Origin of the sequence: Kitasatospora sp. GAS204B (genome assembly GCF_029892155.1) — a bacterium.
GTDB lineage: Bacteria > Actinomycetota > Actinomycetes > Streptomycetales > Streptomycetaceae > Kitasatospora.
The window spans coordinates 44,543-60,296 of the sequence record NZ_JARZAG010000039.1; the positions used below are offsets into that span (position 1 = coordinate 44,543).

Here is a 15,754-nt window from a genome sequence, read left to right on the forward strand (position 1 = left end):
ACGGGGCACAAGCTTCCGATCAGTGATCATGATGGGTTGCCGGGATTGATGTCCGACTTGTTACCTTTGGCCAACAGGGCATGAATCAAAGGTGAACTGGCCAGTGCCAGCACGATTCAAAGGCATTTGCGGGCGGCGATCGTCGCTGCTCCAGGCTGGCCGGAACCGCTCGCGGGCCTCCGCGCCCGCGTCGGCCGCACCACGAGAACCGCAGCCCGGCGGCCGAAATTGGTTCATAACTTTCCAGCAGCTGGACGGGTATGCAGCCGAAAGGGCCGGGTGCGACTGCTCGCACCCGGCCCTTTTCCTCACGCTCGGTGACTACTGCTGCTGCGGCAGCCAGCCCGTCTGGACCATCTGCCCGCTGGTGATCCGGCGCGACACGAACAGCCCGCGGCCCGGCGGCAGCGGCTGCGGCTTGACCGTGCCGAGCAGCACGCCCTCGTCCTTGTTGCCGGAGAGCAGCACGCCCTGCCCACCCAGCTCGCGCATCCGCTGCATCACCGGCTCGAAGAGCGAGCGCGCCGCGCCACCCGAGCTGCGCGCGATGATCACGCGCAGGCCGATGTCACGGGCGAACGGCAGGAACTCGGCCAGCGGCGACATCGGGTTGCCGGAGGAGGTGGCGACCAGCTCGTAGTCGTCCACGATCACGAACATGTCCTTGCCGCTGTACCAGCTGCGGTTGCGCAGCTGCTCGGCCGTCACGTCCGGACCGGGCAGGCGGCGGGCGCAGGCGCCGCGGAGCATGTCCACGATCGCGGTCATCGCGGGCTGCGCGGCCGCGTACTCCACCAGGTACTCCGGCGGCACGGTGCCGAGCAGCGCGCGCCGGTAGTCGCCGATCACGATGCCGGCCTGGTCGGGCGTGTACCGCTCGGTGATCTGCTTGATCAGCATCCGCAGCAGCGCCGACTTCCCGGACTCGCTCTCACCGAAGACGATGAAGAGCGGGTCGGTCTCGAAGTTGACGAAGATCGGCGCCATCTCGACCTCGTCCACACCGAACGCGACACCGCGCTCGGGCTGCTCGAAGCCCTTGGGCAGCGACTGCCCGTCCAGCACCGCCGGCAGCATCCGGACCTGTGGCGCGCGCGGGCCGCTCCAGGCGGCGTCGACCGCCTCCACCAGCCCGGCCACGCCGGTCACCAGGTCGTCCACCGCCGAGGAGCCGTCCAGCCTGGGCAGTCCGCTCAGGAAGTGCAGCTTGGCGCCGGTCAGGCCGCGCCCGGCCGCGCCGACCGGCACGTTCTGGGCCACCTTGCGGTCGATCTCCGACTCCATCGGATCACCGAGACGCAGCTCGGTGCGGTTCTGCAGCGCGTCCTTCAGCGCCGGGCGGACCTCGGCGTAGCGGGCGGCGGTCAGGATCACGTGCACGCCGTAGCCCAGACCACGTGCCACGATGTCGGTGATCACCGGCTCCAGGACCTCGAACTCCTGCCGCAGGGTCAGCCAGCCGTCGACCATCAGGAAGACGTCGCCGAACTGCTCGTCCGGCAGCTGTCCGGCGGCCCGGCGGGTGCGGTAGGTGGTGATCGAGTCGATGCCGGTGGCGCGGAACAGCTCCTCGCGCCGGTTCAGCACCCCGTGCACCTCGCTGACCATCCGGCGCACCTTGTCGACGTCCAGGCGCCCCGCGACCCCGCCGACGTGCGGCAGGTCCTGCAGCGACTGGAAACCGCCACCGCCGAAGTCCAGCAGGTAGAACTGGGCCTCCACCGGGGTGTGGGTGAGCGCGAAGCCCGTCACCATGGTGCGGATCATCGTCGACTTGCCGGAACGCGGACCACCGACCACCAGACCGTGGCCGGCCGCGCCGGAGTAGTCCTGGTAGAGCACGTCGCGGCGCTGGTCGCGCGGCCGGTCGACGATGCCGACCGGCACCACCAGGCGGCCCAGCGCGCCGAACTCCGGCGAGGTCAGGCCGCGCTCGGGGGTGGCCTGCAGCGGCGGCATCAGCTGGTCCATGCTCGGCGCCTCGTCCAGCGGCGGCAGCCAGACCTGGTGCGCCGGCGGGCCCTGGCCGACCATCCGCTGCACGATCACGTCCAGCACGGTGTCCACCAGCGCGTCGTCGAGCTGCTCCGGCTCCGGCTCGACCTCCATCACCACCGGCTCGGTGATCGCCACCTCGGCGGCGGTGAACAGCATCGGCTGCACGGTGGAGATCCGGCCGCTGGAACGCTGCTGGCCCGGCGCCCGGTAGGGGCCCGAGACGTAGGCGGCCTTGAAGCGGTCCATCACGTCGGTGCCGAACTTCAGATAACCGACACCGGGCACCGGCGGCAGGTGGTAGGCGTCCGGGACGCCGATCGCGGCCCGCGACTCGGCGGCCGAGAAGGTGCGCAGACCGATCCGGTAGGACAGGAAGGTGTCCAGGCCGCGCAGCTTGCCTTCCTCCAGGCGCTGCGAGGCCAGCAGCAGGTGCACGCCCAGGGATCGGCCGATCCGGCCGATCTGGATGAACATGTCGATGAAGTCGGGCTTGGCGGTGAGGAGTTCGGAGAACTCGTCGATGATCAGGACCAGCGAGGGGAGCGGGTCGAGGGCCGCGCCGGCGATCCGGGCCCGCTCGTACTCGTTGAGGTTGGCGTAGTTGCCGGCCGAACGCAGCAGCTCCTGACGGCGGTTCAGCTCGCCCTCGATCGCGTCGCGCATGCGGTCGACCAGGGTGAGCTCGCCCTCCAGGTTGGTGATCACCGCGGAGGTGTGCGGCATGTCCGCCATCCCCGCGAAGGTGGCGCCACCCTTGAAGTCGGCGAGCACGAAGTTGAGCGTCTCCGAGGAGTGCGTCATCGCCAGGCCGAGCACCAGCGTGCGCAGCAGCTCCGACTTGCCGGAACCGGTCGCGCCCACGCACAGGCCGTGCGGGCCCATGCCCTCCAGCGCGGCCTCCTTGATGTCCAGCTGGACCAGCTCGCCGTTGGCCCCGACGCCGATCGGCACCCGCAGCTTCTCGTGCTGGGCGCGCGGGCGCCAGGTGCGCGAGACGTCCACCGAGCCGGCGTCGCCGACGCCCATCAGATCGGTGAAGTCGAGGTTGGAGAGCAGCGGTTCGTCGTCGCCGCCGGCCGAGATCCGGTACGGCGCCAGCTGGCGGGCCAGCGCCTCGGACTGCCAGGCGGAGAGCAGGTCCGGCTTGCCCGAGTAGGAGGCGCCGGAGGCCGACTCCAGCAGCAGCTCGCGCTGCCCGACGGTGACCACCAGGTGCCCGGTCGGCTCGTCCAGGTCACCCGGGACCACCTCGATCACGGTCACCCCGTGCACGCCGTCGGCTGAGGCCAGCAGCGAGTCCTGCGGGACGGCCGCGCCGTCCAGGATCACCACCAGGTGCGGCTGGTCCGACTGCGGCCCGGCGTCGCGGGTGAACCGCTGCCGGCCCGCCAGCTCGTCCTCCAGCAGCAGTTCGAGCTCGCCGAGGCCGGCCGCGATCAGCCGGCGCGAGCCGGCGCCGTCGTTCTGCTTGCGGTGCTGGTTGTGCGGGAGCCACTTGACCCACTCCCACTCCTCCAGCGAGCCGGGGGCGGCCGCCACCCCGACCACCAGGTCGTCGGGGGAGTGCAGGGTGGTCAACTGGGCGATCATCGCCCGCACGTTGCCGTACACGCCGTCCGGGTCGCCGCAGACCGTGATGTGGTAGAACGCCCGCAGCGAGACCGCCAGCGGCAGTTCCTGCAGGGTGCCGTGCGCCTGGAGGAAGTTGCGCATCGCGTCCGCCGCCAGCGGCTCCAACTCGTCCATCGGCGCGGTCTGCGGGGCCACCAGAGGCGTGGCCAGCTGCTGCGCGCCGCGACCCAGGCGGATCTGCGCGAAGTCCGGGTCGCTCGGGCGGCGCTCCCAGAGCCGGCGGCCCTCGGCCACGATCGACCAGAGCTGGTCCGGCTCGGGGTGCAGGTACAGCTGCGCGCCGCGCTGACGCTCGGCGGTGCGCCGGACCTGACGGCGCATCTGCTGCAGGTACTTCAGGTAGTCGCGCCGCTCGTCGGCCAGGCCCGCACCACCGCCCTTACGGGCCTTCACCACCTGCGCCACACCCATACCGGCGGTGGAACACATCATCAGCAGGCCCATGATCTTCATCATCGGCGCGGTGCCGGGCATGAAGAAGAACGCGGCCGAACCGCCCATGCCGAGCAGCGGCAGCATGCTCATCATCCAGTCGTTGCCACCCCCTCGGGGCAGCTCGGGCGGGGTGACCAGCTCCACCGGTTCGTCCGGCACCACAGGCGGATACGCCCGGGGCGGACGCTTGACCGTCACGACACTCATTTACTTCCGCACCAGCCCTCACGCGACTCGTCAGGCCCCGGAGGAGGCGCCCCTGTGACTGCCCTGCCCCCGCCGCGGACCGCAGGCGACACCGCGGCGATCCAACCCGCCCCCGGTACTGCGCCCTGCGCAGGGGCCGATCCTACCGAGCCCCGTCACGCGGTGAGAGGGCGCGTGCACACCTACCCGTCGCACACGCAGGCCGGGCGGACGATAGGGTGACGCAGCGCCAACTCCGGTGGACGCGGCGCACGGGCGGCGCGAAGCGTGTCGACCGGGACAAGCGAGCAAGGGGGAGCACCGGTGAGTTCGAACGCAGCGACCGGATTCTGTCGGGTCACCGTGGTGGCACCGGACAGCCGGATCGATGTGGCCCTGCCGGAGGACGTGCCGCTCGCGGACGTCTATCCCGAGGTGCTGCGGCTCTCCGGCCAGACTCAGGCGGAGGGCGCCGCGACCGGCTTCCATCTGGTCCGCCGGGACGGCACCGTGCTGGACAGCGGCCTGCCGCTGAACGCCCAGCAGGTGCGCGACGGCGACCTGTTGAGCCTGCGTCCGTTCGCCGAGTCGCTGCCGCCGGCCGTCTACGACGACGTCGCCGACGCGATCGCCAGCGCGGTCGAGGCCGACCGGCGGTTCTGGAGCCCGGACCTGATGCGGGCCTTCGGCCTGATCGGCGCGGGCCTGCTGATCGTGCTGCTCGGCTTCGCGCTCTGGTTCTCCGACCTGACCCACAACATGCACGGCCTGCCCGGCGTGCTCTGCGGCGTCACCGCCCTGGTGCTGGTCGCCTTCGCCGGCGTGCGGGCCCGGGTCTACCGGGACGACGTCGCCGCCCTCACCCTGGGCATCGGCGCCCTGCCGCACGCGCTGATCGCCGGCACCGGCATCCTCGGCGTCGCGCACAAGTACGACGGCCCGGGTCGGCTGCAGTTCCTGGTCGGCTGCGCCACCATGCTGGTGGTCGCGGTGCTGCTGGTCGGTCTGCTGCCGGAGAAGGACTCGGTCTTCGTGGCCGCCGCCGTGCTCGCGGCGGGCGGCACCCTGGCCACCTTCGCCGCCGTGCTGATGCCGGGCACCCCGGCCAACCACATCGCCGCGGTGGCCGGCGTCGCCGCGCTCGCCGCGATCGGCTTCCTGCCGGCCCTCTCGGCCCGCTTCGCCCGCCTCCCGGTCGGCTTCAGCGCCCCCGGCCAGACCCGCACCCGCGGCAGCCGGGCGATGGAGGAGAGCAGCCGGGCCGAGGCCCTGCAGTACGAGCGGATCGCCCACCAGGCCCGGCGCGGCCACGAGGTGCTGGTCGGCCTGGTCGGCGGCTGCGCCGCGGTGATCGTGGGCGCCTGCACCGTGCTGGGCTTCACCGACCAGATGTTCCCGCAGCTGCTCGCGCTGGCCCTGGGCATCGCGACGATGCTGCGGGCCCGGCTGTTCCGCTACACCGCGCAGGTCTTCAGCCTGACCGTGGCCGGCCTGCTGGGCCTGGGCCTGCTGATCCTGGGCCTGTCGCTGCACACCCCGCTGTTCATCATCAAGGCCACCAGCACGACCGCCGTCGACCTGCGCACCCTCTGGCTGGGCGGCTCGATCGCGCTCGGCGCCACGCTGCTGGTCGCGATCGCCCTGGTGGTGCCGCGGCTGGGCGTGTCACCCTTCTGGGGCCGGATCCTGGACATGGTGGACAGCCTGCTGATGATGGCGCTGGTCCCGCTGTCACTCGCGGTGCTGAACGTCTACGCGCTGGTCCGCGGCGCCACCGGTTGACACCGGCGCTGAGGGCTGCGCGGCTGCTGGTACCCTTGGGCTTCCGAGTCTCAGAAGATCCTGTGCCACATACCGGGATCGCTCGGTCATCCCAGAGGAGTTGCAGTGGCTCTCGCCCCTGACGTCAAGAAGCAGATCTTCGCCGAGTACGGCCAGAAGGAGGGCGACACCGGCTCCCCCGAGGTCCAGGTGGCCATGCTCTCCCGCCGTATCTCGGACCTGACCGAGCACCTCAAGTTCCACAAGCACGACCACCACAGCCGTCGTGGCCTGCTGATCCTGGTCGGCCAGCGTCGCCGGCTGCTGCAGTACCTGGCCAAGAAGGACATCGAGCGCTTCCGTACGCTCGTCGACCGTCTGGGCATCCGCCGCGGTGCCGCCGGCGGCGCCCGCTAAGACCGCCGCCCGGGGCGGCTCCCCACCAAGGGGAGCCGCCCCTCGCGCGTACCGGCCGCAGAATTTCCGGGCCGCCTCCCGAGGCGGCCGAGATTCGCACCGTAGGGTTGTGGGCATGCCCGGTGATGGCACCGCCTGGTGCTTCACCCGAGCGACACAACCCCCTTGCGGGCCGCAGGCTTCAAACGGAAGCCGCCCGCATCCAGGAGAGCGTCCAGACGCCCGCCGCCGAAAGGCCTGGCCGCCGAGAGGCGCCGGTCCTCGGTAGTGGCCGCCGGGAGTCCCGCGCAAACGCAGCGGGAGAGCCCGGGGGCTTCGATCGAAGACCGGCCCGGCAGGTCAGGGCCACACCGGCAGGCAAGCGCGGGGGCGCTCTCCAGGAGACGTACGAAAGAGGAGATCTTCCAGGTGGAAGAGAACGTGTTCTATGCCGAGGCCGTGATCGACAACGGTTCCTTCGGTACCCGTACCATCCGCTTCGAGACCGGCCGCCTGGCCCGTCAGGCCGCCGGCTCCGCCGTGGCCTACCTGGACGACGACACCATGGTGCTGTCGGCCACCAGCGCCTCCAAGCAGCCGAAGGAGCACTTCGACTTCTTCCCGCTGACGGTGGACGTCGAGGAGCGGATGTACGCCGCGGGCCGGATCCCCGGCTCGTTCTTCCGTCGTGAGGGCCGTCCCTCCGAGGACGCCATCCTGACCTGCCGCCTGATCGACCGCCCGCTGCGCCCGTCCTTCGTCAAGGGCCTGCGCAACGAGGTCCAGGTCGTCGTCACGGTGATGGCGCTCAACCCCGACCACCTGTACGACGTGGTCGCGATCAACGCCGCCTCCGCCTCCACCCAGCTGGCCGGCCTGCCGTTCTCCGGCCCGATCGGCGGCGTCCGCGTCGCGCTGATCAACGGCCAGTGGGTGGCGTTCCCGACCCACAGCGAGCTCGAGGACGCCGTCTTCGACATGGTCGTGGCCGGCCGGGTGCTGGCCGACGGCGACGTCGCGATCATGATGGTCGAGGCCGAGGCCACCGACAAGACCATCAAGCTGGTCGCGGGCGGCGCCGAGGCGCCCTCCGAGGAGGTCGTCGCCGGCGGTCTGGACGCCGCCAAGCCGTTCATCAAGGTGCTCTGCGAGGCGCAGTCCCGGCTGGCCGCCCAGGCCGCCAAGCCGACCGGCGAGTTCCCGGTCTTCCTGGACTACCAGGACGACGTGCTGGCCGCGCTGACCGCCGCCGTCAAGGACGAGCTGGCCAAGGCGCTGACCATCGCCGGCAAGCAGGAGCGCCAGAACGAGCTGGACCGGGTCAAGGCGGTTGCCGCCGAGAAGCTGCTCCCGGAGTTCGAGGGCCGCGAGAAGGAGATCAGCGCCGCCTACAACGCGCTGACCAAGAAGATCGTCCGCGAGCGCGTCATCAAGGACAAGATCCGGATCGACGGCCGCGGCGTCACCGACATCCGCACCCTGGCCGCCGAGGTCGAGGCGATCCCGCGGGTGCACGGCTCGGCCCTGTTCGAGCGTGGCGAGACCCAGATCCTGGGCGTCACCACCCTCAACATGCTCCGCATGGAGCAGCAGCTCGACACGCTCTCCCCGGAGACGCGTCGCCGCTACATGCACAACTACAACTTCCCGCCGTACTCGGTCGGCGAGACCGGCCGGGTGGGTTCGCCCAAGCGCCGCGAGATCGGCCACGGTGCGCTGGCCGAGCGTGCGCTGATCCCGGTGCTGCCGACCCGCGAGGAGTTCCCCTACGCGATCCGCCAGGTCTCCGAGGCGCTGGGCTCCAACGGCTCCACCTCGATGGGCTCGGTCTGCGCCTCCACCATGTCGCTGCTGAACGCCGGTGTGCCGCTGAAGGCCGCCGTCGCCGGTATCGCGATGGGCCTGATCTCGCAGGACATCGACGGTGAGACGCACTACGTCGCGCTGACCGACATCCTGGGTGCCGAGGACGCGTACGGCGACATGGACTTCAAGGTCGCCGGTACCCGCAACTTCATCACCGCCCTGCAGCTGGACACCAAGCTCAACGGCATCCCGGCCTCGGTGCTGGCCGCCGCGCTGAAGCAGGCCAAGGACGCGCGTCTGCACATCCTGGACGTGATGAACGAGGCGATCGACACTCCGGACGAGATGTCGCCGAACGCGCCGCGCATCATCACCATCAAGATCCCGGTGGACAAGATCGGTGAGGTCATCGGCCCGAAGGGCAAGATGATCAACCAGATCCAGGAGGACACCGGCGCGGACATCACCATCGAGGACGACGGCACCATCTACATCGGTGCGGTCGACGGTCCCTCGGCGGAGGCTGCCCGTACGACGATCAACCAGATCGCCAACCCGACCATGCCGGAGGTCGGCGAGCGCTACCTGGGCACCGTGGTGAAGACCACGACGTTCGGCGCGTTCGTCTCGCTCATGCCGGGCAAGGACGGCCTGCTGCACATCTCGCAGATCCGCAAGCTCGCCGGTGGCAAGCGCGTGGAGAACGTCGAGGACGTGCTCGCCGTCGGCGCCAAGGTGCAGGTCGAGATCGCCGAGATCGACCCGCGCGGCAAGCTCTCGCTGATCCCGGTCGTCGAGGACGAGGAGGGCGGCGAGACCGCCGCCGCCGAGTGATCACCGGTCACTAGCTGGACCCGCGGCCCGTACGCCCTCGCGGCGTACGGGCCGCACCCTGTTGTTCTCCTGAGTGAAAGAAGGACGGCCCGTGGCCCAGGCTTCGGCGGCCAAGCAGCGCCCCGGCACCACCCGCACCCTGCTCAAGGGCGTGGACGGCGCCGGCGTGGTGCGTCGCACCGTGCTCCCCGGCGGCCTGCGGGTCGTCACCGAGACCCTGCCGACGGTCCGCTCGGCGACCTTCGGCATCTGGGTCGGCGTCGGCTCCCGGGACGAGACGCCGGTGCTGAACGGCGCCACCCACTACCTGGAGCACCTGCTCTTCAAGGGCACCGAGCGGCGCAGCGCGCTGGAGATCTCGGCCGCGCTGGACGCGGTGGGCGGTGAGATGAACGCCTTCACCGCCAAGGAGAACACCTGCTACTACGCGCGGGTGCTGGACACCGACCTGCCGCTGGCCATCGACGTGGTCTGCGACATGCTCACCGGCTCGCTGATCCGCCCCGAGGACGTGGAGGCCGAGCGCGGCGTCATCCTCGAGGAGATGGCGATGGCCGAGGACGACCCGGGCGACGTGGTGCACGACCTGTTCGCCAAGGTGATCTACGGCGACGCCCCGCTGGGCCGCCCGATCCTCGGCACCCAGGAGACCGTCAAGGGGCTGACCCGCGACCAGATCGCCGGCTTCTTCAAGCGCCGCTACAAGCCCGAGCAGCTGGTGGTCGCGGCGGCCGGCAACCTCGACCACCGCGTGGTGGTCAAGCAGGTCGAGGAGGCCTTCGCCGGCCTGCTCGCCAAGTCCGACGCGGCCCCCGCCGAGGCCCGCCGCGGCCTGCGCGCGGTGCGCACCGCGGGCCGCCTGGAGGTGCTGAACCGCTCCACCGAGCAGGCCCACCTGGTGCTCGGCGTGCCCGGACTGCCCCGGCACGACGAGCGGCGCTGGGCGCTCGGGGTGCTGAACGCCGCGCTCGGCGGCGGGATGAGCTCGCGGCTCTTCCAGGAGGTGCGGGAGAAGCGCGGCCTGGCCTACTCCGTCTACTCCTACTCCTCCTCCTACGCCGACAGCGGCCTGTTCGGCATCTACGCCGGCTGCCAGCCCAAGCGGGTCGAGGAGGTGCTGCGGATCTGCCGCGAGGAGCTCGACAAGGTGATCGCCGAGGGCATCACCGAGGAGGAGCTGAGCCGCGCGATCGGCCAGATCTCCGGCTCCACCGTGCTCGGCATGGAGGACACCGGCTCGCTGATGAACCGGATCGGCAAGGCCGAACTCGCTTACGGCCACCACCTCTCGGTGGACGAGATGCTGGCGAAGATCGCCGGCGTCACGCTGGACGACGTCCAGGCGGTGGCCCGCGAGGTGCTCGGCGCCCACCGGCCCTCGCTGGCCCTGATCGGGCCGATCACCGACAAGCGGGCGGCCAAGCTCGCGGAGCTCTTCTAACCGTCGCTGCCTGGCCTGAAAGGACACCCCCATGACTCTCCGAGTGGCCGTCATCGGCGCCACCGGGCGGATCGGCTCCGAGGCGGTCAAGGCCGTCGAGGCCGCCGCGGACCTGGAACTGGTCGCCACCCTCGGCCGGGACACCGAGCTGAAGACCCTGGTCGAGTCCGGCGCCCAGGTCGCCGTCGAACTGACCCACCCCGACGCGGTGATGCGCAACCTGGACTTCTGCCTGCACAACGGCATCCACGTGGTCACCGGCACCACCGGCTGGGACGAGGCCAGGCTCGCCGAGGTCGACCACTGGCTGGCCGCCAACCCCGAGCTCGGCCTGCTGATCGCGCCCAACTTCTCGATCGGCGCGGTGCTCAGCATGCGGTTCGCCCAGCAGGCGGCCCGCTACTTCGAGTCGGTCGAGGTGGTCGAGCTGCACCACGACCGCAAGGCCGACGCCCCCTCCGGCACCGCCACCCGCACCGCCCAGCTGATCGCCGCCGCCCGCGACGCGGCCGGCCTGCCCCGCCAGTCGGACCCGACGACGCACGGCCTGCCCGGCGCGCGCGGCGCCGACGTGGACGGGGTGCCGGTGCACGCGGTGCGGATGCGCGGCCTGCTGGCCCACCAGGAGGTGCTCCTCGGCGACACCGGCGAGACCCTGACGATCCGTCACGACTCGCTGCACCACAGCTGCTTCATGCCGGGCATCCTGCTCGGCGTGCGCCGGGTGGTGGACACGCCGGGGCTGACCTTCGGCCTCGAACACTTCCTCGACCTGTGAGCCGGGTGAGCACCAGATGAGTTCCCGCACCGGCTTCTTCATCCTCGCCGCGACCCTCTTCTTCGTCGCCCTGGTCTGCATGGCCGAGGGAGTCCAGCTGATCGCCACCGGCAAGCCGTTCGGCATCGGCATCGGCGTCTGCGCTTTCATCATCCCGGGCATCGGGGTCTGGTTCCTGCGCCAGACCATCCGCTTCGGCCGCACCACCGAGGCGATGTCCCGCGAGCTGGCGGCCGAGGGCGGGCTGCCGGTGGACGAGCTGCGCCGCACCTCGGGCGGCCGGATCGACCGCGACTCGGCCGACGAGATCTTCGCCAAGCGGCAGGCCGAGGCGGAGGCCGAACCGGCGGACTGGCGGGTCTGGTTCCGGCTGGCCGTCGCCTACGCTGACGCCGGCGACACCCCGCGGGCCCGCAAGACCATGCACCACGCGATCAAGTTGAGGAGCAACCCGTGACCGACGAAGCAGCGGCCACCCCCACCTTCCGCAGCGATGTCACGGTGGAGCTGGTCCGCAGCGCCGCCGCCGACTCGGACGTGGTCTGGTCCGCCCGGGTCTCGACCGCTGGCGAGCAGTCCCTGGAGGCGGTCCAGCAGGACCCGGAGAAGTCCAAGGGTCTGATCAACTTCCTGATGCGCGACCGGCACGGCACCCCCTTCGAGCACAACTCGATGACCTTCTTCATCAGCGCGCCGATCTTCGTCTTCCGCGAGTTCCACCGGCACCGCAGCGGCTGGTCGTACAACGAGGAGAGCGGGCGCTACCGCGAGCTGCAGCCGGTCTTCTACGTGCCGGGCGAGGACCGCAGGCTCGTGCAGCAGGGGCGGCCGGGCAAGTACGAGTTCGTCGAGGGCACGCCCGAGCAGTACAAGCTCACGTCCGAGGCGATGCAGCGCTCGTATCAGCAGGCGTACCAGGCGTACCAGGAGATGCTCGCCGAGGGCGTCGCCCGCGAGGTGGCCCGCGCGGTGCTGCCGGTGGGTCTCTTCTCCTCCATGTACGCGACCTGCAACGCGCGTTCGCTGATGCACTTCCTGTCGCTGCGGACCAAGGACGAGCGGGCGAAGGTGCCGAGCTTCCCGCAGCGGGAGATCGAGATGGTGGCGGAGCTGATGGAGGCCCAGTGGGCGCAGCTGATGCCGCTCACCCATGCGGCCTTCAACGCGCACGGCCGGGTCGCACCCTGACCTGGGCCGATAGGCATATGGATGTATTTGCCCGGGATGTCTGGATTGCGACCGATTCGGCCGCTCCCTAGGCTCAGGGCACGGATTCCGGTGCTGCTTGAACCCCCGAGCAGGTAGCACCGGAATCCTATGGTTTGTCCGGATTCTGGCCGGCCGTCAGGACCCCCGCTGTCCGAACCATGGACCGGAGTCACGGCCTCCTCATCGGCTACGAGTATTTTTGGACCCATGGCTCCGACCTCCACACCCCGCGCCCCCTTCGGCCGGGTCCTCACCGCGATGGTGACCCCGTTCACCGCCGACGGCGGGCTCGACCTCGACGGCGCCCAGCGCCTGGCCGCCCACCTGGTGGACTCCGGCAACGACGGCCTGGTCCTCAACGGCACCACCGGCGAGTCGCCGACCACCAGTGACGCCGAGAAGGCGCAGCTGGTGCGCGCCGTGCTCGAGGCGGTCGGGGACCGTGCCCACGTGATCGCGGGCGTCGGCACCAACGACACCGCGCACAGCCTGGAGTTGGCCCGGCAGGCCGAGGCTGCCGGCGCCCACGGGCTGCTGGTGGTCACCCCGTACTACAGCAAGCCCCCGCAGGAGGGGCTCTACCGGCACAACGTCGCCATCGCCGACGCCACCGAGCTGCCGGTGATGCTCTACGACATCCCCGGGCGCAGCGGCGTCGCGCTGAGCCACGAGACGCTGGTCCGACTCGGCGAGCACCCGCGGATCGTCGCCAACAAGGACGCCAAGGGCGACCTCGGCGCCGCCGCCTGGACGATCGCCCGCAGCGAGCTCGCCTGGTACTCCGGTGACGACATCCTCAACCTGCCGCTGCTCTCGGTCGGGGCCGTCGGTGTGGTCAGCGTGGTCGCCCACGTGGTCGCCGACCGGCTGCGCGCCATGATCGACGCCTTCGGCGCCGGTCGGGTCGCCGAGGCCACCGCGATCCACCAGAGCCTGCTCCCGGTCTTCACCGGTATGTTCCGCACCCAGGGCGTGATCCTCAGCAAGGCCGCCCTCACCCTGCAGGGCCGCCCCGGCGGTCCGCTGCGGCTGCCGCTGGTGGACGCCACACCCGAGGAGATCGCGCGATTGAAGGAGGATCTCGCCGCCGGCGGGGTACACCTGTAGCGAGAAGACGTGCGCGCCCTCCGGCTCGCCGGACCCCGATGCCGCAAGACCCGGGGATCCGCCGCTGGACCGGAGAAGACCGGCGCGAGGCACAACAAGCCAGCCGCTCGGTGACGAGCGGACCGACCTGACAGGTACCTAGCGAAGTCGCGCGCCATATGTCAGCGGGAGAACCCCGGGCATGTGGCGCGCGGCGCGAAGGAGAGTCTTTTGAGCCACCCTCATCCCGACCTCGGTGCGCCCCCGGCGCTCGCGCCGAACGCGATCCGGATCACCCCGCTCGGCGGCCTCGGCGAGATCGGCCGCAACATGACGGTGCTGGAGCACGCCGGCCGGCTGCTCATCATCGACTGCGGCGTGCTCTTCCCCGAGGACGAGCAGCCCGGCATCGACCTGATCCTGCCGGACTTCTCCTCGATCCGGGACCGCCTCGACAAGATCGACGGCATCGTCCTGACCCACGGGCACGAGGACCACATCGGCGCCGTCCCGTACCTGCTGCGGGAGAACCCCGACATCCCGCTGATCGGTTCGAAGCTGACCCTGGCGCTGATCGAGGCCAAGCTCACCGAGCACCGGATCCGGCCCTATGTGCTGGAGGTCGCGGAGGGCGAGCGCGAGCAGATCGGCCCGTTCAACTGCGAGTTCATCGCGGTGAACCACTCCATCCCGGACGCCCTCGCGGTCGCCGTCCGCACCCCCGCCGGCATGGTCGTGGCCACCGGTGACTTCAAGATGGACCAGCTGCCGCTGGACGGCCGGCTCACCGACCTGCCCGCCTTCGCCAAGCTGGCCGAGGAGGGCATGGACCTGCTGCTGGTGGACTCCACCAACGCCGAGGTCCCCGGCTTCATCCCGCACGAGCGGGACATCTCCGCCGCGCTGCGCAACGTCTTCGCCAACGCGGACAAGCGCATCATCGTCGCCTCCTTCGCCAGCCACGTGCACCGCATCCAGCAGGTGCTGGACGCCGCGCACGAGTACAAGCGGAAGGTCGCCTTCGTCGGCCGCTCGATGGTGCGCAACATGGGCATCGCGCGCGACCTCGGCTACCTGAAGGTGCCGGGCAACCTGATCGTCGACGTGAAGCAGCTGGACGACCTACCGGACAAGGAGGTCGTGCTGGTCTGCACCGGTTCGCAGGGCGAGCCGATGGCCGCGCTCTCCCGGATGGCCAACCGCGACCACCAGATCCGGATCGTCGAGGGCGACACCGTGATCATGGCCTCCTCGCTCATTCCGGGCAACGAGACCGCGATCTACCGGGTGATCAACGGCCTGACCCGCTGGGGCGCCAACGTCGTGCACAAGGGCAATGCCAAGGTGCACGTCTCCGGTCACGCCTCCTCGGGCGAGCTGCTGTACTTCTTCAACATCTGCAAGCCGAAGAACCTGATGCCGGTGCACGGCGAGTGGCGCCACCTGCGCGCCTGCGCCGACCTGGGCATCAAGACCGGCATCCCGAAGAACCGCACCGTGATCGCCGAGGACGGCGTGGTGGTCGACCTGGTCGACGGCGTCGCCCGGATCGTCGGCAAGGTGCAGGCCGGCTACGTGTACGTGGACGGCAGCTCGGTCGGCGACGTCACCGAGTCCTCGCTGAAGGACCGCCGGATCCTCGGCGAGGAGGGCTTCATCTCGGTCTTCGTCGTGGTGGACTCCAGCAGCGGCAAGATCGTCAGCGGCCCCACCATCCAGGCCCGCGGCTCCGGCATCGACGACGGTGCGTTCAGCCCGGTGGTGCAGAAGCTGGAGGAGGCGCTGCGCAAGTCCGCCGACAACGGCGTGCTGGAGGTGCGCCAGGTCCAGCAGTTGGTGCGCCGCACCATCGGCAAGTGGGTGGCGGACAACTACCGCCGCCGGCCGATGATCCTGCCGGTCGTGGTCGAGGTCTGACGACGCTCGTCACCGTGAACCGGCCCCGGGCAGCTCGGCTGCGCGGGGCCGGTTTGACTCTCGGGGCACGGGTGCGTAATGTTCTCCGAGTTGCCCCGGCCGCGCGAGTGGTTCGGAGGCGAAACCCCCTGGAACAGCTGAGCGATGGTTCCGCATGCCCTTTTCGAAGGAAATTGCGAAACAGAAACTCTGCTAGAGTCTGGGACAGCGGAAAGCCGAAAGGCCGGAAGCGAAATGCGGAAAGCGAAGCGGAAAAGGCACTGAGCCGGATCTGA

Annotated in this window: 10 protein-coding genes; 9 read left to right on the plus strand and 1 reads right to left on the minus strand. The window is 70.4% G+C overall.

What is annotated here, in order from left to right:
• Window positions 1-321 precede the first annotated feature (321 nt).
• Window positions 322-4,272, minus strand: a complete 3,951-nt coding sequence (eccCa, locus tag P3T41_RS33785) for a type VII secretion protein EccCa (protein ID WP_280694446.1) — start codon at window positions 4,270-4,272, stop codon at window positions 322-324.
• 303 nt (window positions 4,273-4,575) lie between these two features.
• Here eccCa and eccD point away from each other — a divergent pair, with 303 nt between their 5' ends.
• The 9 genes from eccD to P3T41_RS33830 all read left to right on the plus strand — a co-directional run bounded on the left by eccD (window position 4,576) and on the right by P3T41_RS33830 (window position 15,479).
• Window positions 4,576-6,033, plus strand: a complete 1,458-nt coding sequence (eccD, locus tag P3T41_RS33790; RefSeq protein WP_280694447.1) for a type VII secretion integral membrane protein EccD — start codon at window positions 4,576-4,578, stop codon at window positions 6,031-6,033.
• Between the two features lie 105 nt (window positions 6,034-6,138).
• Entirely contained in the window at window positions 6,139-6,429 is a 291-nt protein-coding gene (gene rpsO / locus P3T41_RS33795) for a 30S ribosomal protein S15 (RefSeq protein ID WP_280694448.1), read from the plus strand.
• Between the two features lie 408 nt (window positions 6,430-6,837).
• Window positions 6,838-9,048, plus strand: coding sequence for a polyribonucleotide nucleotidyltransferase (locus tag P3T41_RS33800; protein ID WP_280694450.1), 2,211 nt, complete (start codon window positions 6,838-6,840; stop codon window positions 9,046-9,048).
• A gap of 91 nt (window positions 9,049-9,139) precedes the next feature.
• Window positions 9,140-10,489, plus strand: coding sequence for a pitrilysin family protein (locus P3T41_RS33805; RefSeq protein WP_280694451.1), 1,350 nt, complete (start codon window positions 9,140-9,142; stop codon window positions 10,487-10,489).
• A 31-nt stretch (window positions 10,490-10,520) separates the two neighbouring features.
• Window positions 10,521-11,267 carry a 4-hydroxy-tetrahydrodipicolinate reductase gene (gene dapB, locus P3T41_RS33810; RefSeq protein WP_280694452.1) on the plus strand — a complete coding sequence of 249 codons (747 nt, stop codon included), beginning with the start codon at window positions 10,521-10,523 and terminating at the stop codon, window positions 11,265-11,267.
• Window positions 11,268-11,283: 16 nt separating this feature from the next.
• Window positions 11,284-11,724, plus strand: coding sequence for a hypothetical protein (locus P3T41_RS33815; RefSeq protein ID WP_280694453.1), 441 nt, complete (start codon window positions 11,284-11,286; stop codon window positions 11,722-11,724).
• Window positions 11,721-12,455 carry an FAD-dependent thymidylate synthase gene (thyX, locus tag P3T41_RS33820; protein ID WP_280694454.1) on the plus strand — a complete coding sequence of 245 codons (735 nt, stop codon included), beginning with the start codon at window positions 11,721-11,723 and terminating at the stop codon, window positions 12,453-12,455. Before P3T41_RS33815 ends, thyX begins: the two co-directional genes overlap by 4 nt.
• Before the next feature lie 228 nt (window positions 12,456-12,683).
• The gene (dapA, locus tag P3T41_RS33825) at window positions 12,684-13,583 is read left to right on the plus strand and encodes a 4-hydroxy-tetrahydrodipicolinate synthase (RefSeq protein ID WP_280694455.1); all 900 of its coding nucleotides are present in this window, start codon (window positions 12,684-12,686) and stop codon (window positions 13,581-13,583) included.
• Window positions 13,584-13,793: 210 nt separating this feature from the next.
• The gene (locus P3T41_RS33830) at window positions 13,794-15,479 is read left to right on the plus strand and encodes a ribonuclease J (RefSeq protein WP_280694456.1); all 1,686 of its coding nucleotides are present in this window, start codon (window positions 13,794-13,796) and stop codon (window positions 15,477-15,479) included.
• Window positions 15,480-15,754: the final 275 nt, after the last annotated feature.

Bases quoted from the DNA above. Each gene is read 5' to 3' on its own strand.
- P3T41_RS33815 (WP_280694453.1), top strand. From the start codon at position 11,284: ATGAGTTCCCGCACCGGCTTCTTCATCCTCGCCGCGACCCTCTTCTTC.
- dapB (WP_280694452.1), top strand. From the start codon at position 10,521: ATGACTCTCCGAGTGGCCGTCATCGGCGCCACCGGGCGGATCGGCTCC.
- eccCa (WP_280694446.1), bottom strand. From the start codon at position 4,272: ATGAGTGTCGTGACGGTCAAGCGTCCGCCCCGGGCGTATCCGCCTGTG.
- dapA (WP_280694455.1), top strand. From the start codon at position 12,684: ATGGCTCCGACCTCCACACCCCGCGCCCCCTTCGGCCGGGTCCTCACC.